At 66.5% G+C, this 403-nt stretch carries 1 protein-coding gene; it reads left to right on the top strand.

Annotation, left to right across the window (positions count from 1 at the left end):
* A partial coding sequence (locus AC1D1Y_RS26665) for a methyl-accepting chemotaxis protein (RefSeq protein ID WP_477684993.1) occupies nucleotides 1-306 on the top strand: 306 nt, incomplete at its 5' end.
* Nucleotides 307-403: the final 97 nt, after the last annotated feature.

Genomic DNA, 403 nt, shown 5'->3' with positions numbered 1-403 from the left:
GAGCAAGGCAGCGCGCTGGTGGACAAGGCGGGCGAGACCATGACCGAGGTGGTGACCAGCATCCGCCGCGTGACGGACATCATGGGCGAGATCAGCGCCGCCAGCACCGAGCAATCGGCCGGGGTAACCCAAGTAGGTGAGGCCGTGACCCAGATGGACCACGCGACCCAGCAAAACGCCGCGCTGGTGGAGCAAATGGCCGCCGCGGCCAGCAGCCTCAAGAGCCAGGCGCAAGACCTGGTGCACGTGGTGTCCACCTTCAAGCTGGGCGGCGCAGACGACCGTCCTGCGCTGGCCTACGCTTAGGGCGCGGCTAGTTCAGGTCCAGGTATTTCTTGGCCAGCGCCTTGCCGTGGGTCTTGCGGACCTCGGCAATGTGCTTCCACAGCTGGGTGGCGATGGC

This window comes from Polaromonas sp. P1_G1, from assembly GCF_056405595.1.
Note: the sequence above shows the minus strand (reverse complement) of the source record. Positions and strands in the feature narration are given on the sequence as shown.